Origin of the sequence: Synechococcus sp. H55.9 (assembly GCF_047462355.1) — a bacterium.
Taxonomy (GTDB): domain Bacteria; phylum Cyanobacteriota; class Cyanobacteriia; order Thermostichales; family Thermostichaceae; genus Thermostichus.
Genome location: NZ_JANSJB010000033.1, coordinates 1 through 2,978 on the forward strand (window position 1 = coordinate 1; position 2,978 = coordinate 2,978).

1 protein-coding gene is annotated in these 2,978 nt (G+C 56.5%); it reads left to right on the forward strand.

Going from position 1 to position 2,978, the window contains the following annotated elements; translation table 11 throughout:
* Positions 1 to 641 precede the first annotated feature (641 nt).
* A complete protein-coding gene (locus tag NW857_RS06060; RefSeq protein ID WP_414368316.1) occupies positions 642 to 2,621 on the forward strand; it encodes a hypothetical protein in 1,980 nt (659 codons plus the stop codon).
* Positions 2,622 to 2,978: the final 357 nt, after the last annotated feature.

Sequence of the window (2,978 nt, forward strand, 5' to 3'; positions counted from 1 at the left end):
CCTGGTATCTCCCCGCGCCCCCCTCCCCCCCCCCCCCCCCCCCCCCCCCAGGGAGAGGGGACGGGGGTGAGGGAAAACTTCCCCCAGGGAGAGGGGACGGGGGTGAGGGAAAACTTCCCTCAGGGAAAGGGCAGGGTGAGGGAGAAGCAACGGTCATTGCTTGGCTGTGGGCAAGAACGGTGAAATGTCCAAACCCAGCTTGCGGTTGTCAGATGCCATTGGTGCGCTCGTTTCAGCTTTCGACCAAGAAGGGGAAGGAGGCTTGGGTAGAGCCAGTGATTGAGCGCCTTGATGCCCTCACCCCCCAGCCCCCTCTCCCGCAGGGCGATGCTGCCCTCACCCCCCGGCCCCCTCTCCCGCAGGGCGATGCTGCCCTCACCCCCCAACCCCCTCTCCCCAAGGGCGATGCTGCCCTCACCCCCCAGCCCCCTCTCCCCAAGGGCGAGGGGGAGAGAACTCAGAACCCTCTCCCTCTGGGAGAGGGCAGGGTGAGGGTTCAATTCGTAGTCAAAACTGGCAAGGGCAAAGCACCAGAAGGCACAGTGGATCGCAAAGGGGCAAAGTGTATCGCCTGTGGAACTCCTGTGCCACTAGACTATGTGCGCCAAGAAGGCAGAGCAGGACGGATGGGATCCCAATTGATGGCCATTGTGGCGGAGGGACAAAACGGCAGAATTTATCTATCTCCCACCGCAGAACAGGAAGCTATTGCTAGATCTGCTCAACCCACTTGGAAACCAGGTGCAAAACTTCCTGATAACACTCGTGATATTCGTCCTCAAATTTATGGATTACCAACCTATGGCGATCTTTTCACCCCGCGCCAACTGGTGGCTCTGACGACCTTCAGCGATTTGGTGGCGGAAGCACGGGAAAAAGCCATCCAAGATGCGATCGCCGCTGGGATCCCTGATGACAATGTGCCTCTGGCTGAGGGGGGAACGGGAGCTAGGGCGTATGGGGAGGCGATTAGCGTTTATTTGGCGTTTGCTGTGGATAAAGGTGCTAACTATTGGTCAACAATTTGTGCTTGGCACTCAAGTCGAGAGATTATCATGAGTACTTTTGCCAGACAAGCAATTCCAATGGTTTGGGATTATGCAGAGGCAAATCCTTTCTGTAATTCGAGTGGTAATTTTTTGTCGGGTGTAGATCAAGCTGTAAAAATGATTACTTCTTGCCCAGCTACTTTAGATGGAAAAGTGAATCAACATGATGCTACTCTTACACACTCAGACGATGCGACCCCAAAAATAATTTCCACCGATCCGCCTTATTTCGACAACATTGGGTATGCCGATCTCTCAGATTTCTTCTATGTCTGGTTGCGTCGTTCCCTTAGTTCAATTTATCCCAACATTTTTAGCACTTTATTAGTTCCTAAAACTCAAGAACTCGTCGCTACGCCCTATCGCTTTGGTGGAGACAAACAAAAAGCCAGGGAATTCTTTGAAACAGGACTCAGCAAAGCCTTTAACCGACTGCATGACATCTGCCATGCCGATTATCCACTCACTGTTTACTATGCCTTCAAGCAAACCGAAGAAGACCCCTCACCCCCCGATTCTCTCTCCCCTCAAGAGCAAGAGGGAGTTGAATTCCCTCACCCCCCAACCCCCTCTCCCATAGGGCGAGATGTCCCTCACCCCCCAACCCCCTCTCCCACAGGGCGAGGGGGAGAAAATTCAGAACCCTCTCCCTCAGGGAGAGGGCAGGGTGAGGGAGGCAGAGCATCTACTGGTTGGGAAACCATGCTGGAAGGGTTAATCCAGTCTGGCTTAACCATCGATGGCACTTGGCCCATGCGAACCGAACTTACAGGAAACTTAAAGAAAAATGTATCTGCCCTCGCCTCTTCCATCGTCCTTGTCTGTCGTCCCCGTCCTGCCAATGCGCCCAAAGCCAGCCGTGGCCAATTTCTCAAAGAACTCAAGCGAGAACTACCCCAAGCCCTGAAACTCCTGCAACAGGGCAACATTGCGCCTGTTGACCTAGCCCAGGCCAGCATTGGCCCTGGCATGGCGATCTATTCCCGCTATGCTGCTGTTTTGGAAAACGATGGTTCTCCTCTAACAGTTCGCACTGCTCTCCAACTCATCAACCAGTACCTGGACGAATACCTTGAGGAACAAGAAGGCGAACTCGATAGCGCCAGCCGCTGGGCGGTGACCTGGTTTGCCCAACACCGCTTTGAGCCGGGCCCCTATGGAGATGCAGAAGTCCTCAGCAAGGCCAAAAATGTCAGCCTCGAATCCTTGGAAGAACTTGGGATCCTGGAAGCCAGGGCCGGCAAGGTGCGGCTACGAGAGCGCGGATCCCTGTCGCTTCCTGAGGCAGGGATCCGACTGCCGGAGAGCCTTCCTCACTGGCTGATCACCCAGTTTCTCATCCAAACCCTGGACACCCAAGGGGAAATGGCAGCCGCAGAATTGCTGGCCAGCCTGGGGGAAAAAGGCCCCATTGCCCGCGACCTTGCCTACCGGCTCTACACCCTCTGCGACAAAAAAGGCTGGGCCCAAGAAGCCCTAGCCTACAACACCCTGGTCATCGCCTGGCCAGAGATCAGCCGCCTTGCCTTGCAGACAAAGCAGAACAACATCACCCAGCCCAGCCTATTTTAATCCCCCCTCTCCCTCAGGGAGAGGGGCCGGGGGTGAGGGCTGTTCCTCAGGGAGAGGGGCCGGGGGTGAGGGCTGTTCCTCAGGGAGAGGGGCCGGGGGTGGTCGCGTGAGCGGCGCGGAGCGCTTGGGCTCTCCCTCAGGGAGAGGGGCCGGGGGTAAGGGGCTGCTCCCTCAGGGAGAGGGATCCAGGGGTGAGGGATCCAAAAGACTACAATAGCGCCAGCGCCCCCTCAAATCCTCTGAACGGGATCCCTCAAGCCGTGATCTCCCTCAACTTGCGGCCCAGCCTGGAGTTGACCGATGAAGTCTTTGAACAGCTCTGCCGGCAGAACCCTGAGCTGCGCCTGGAGCGCACCG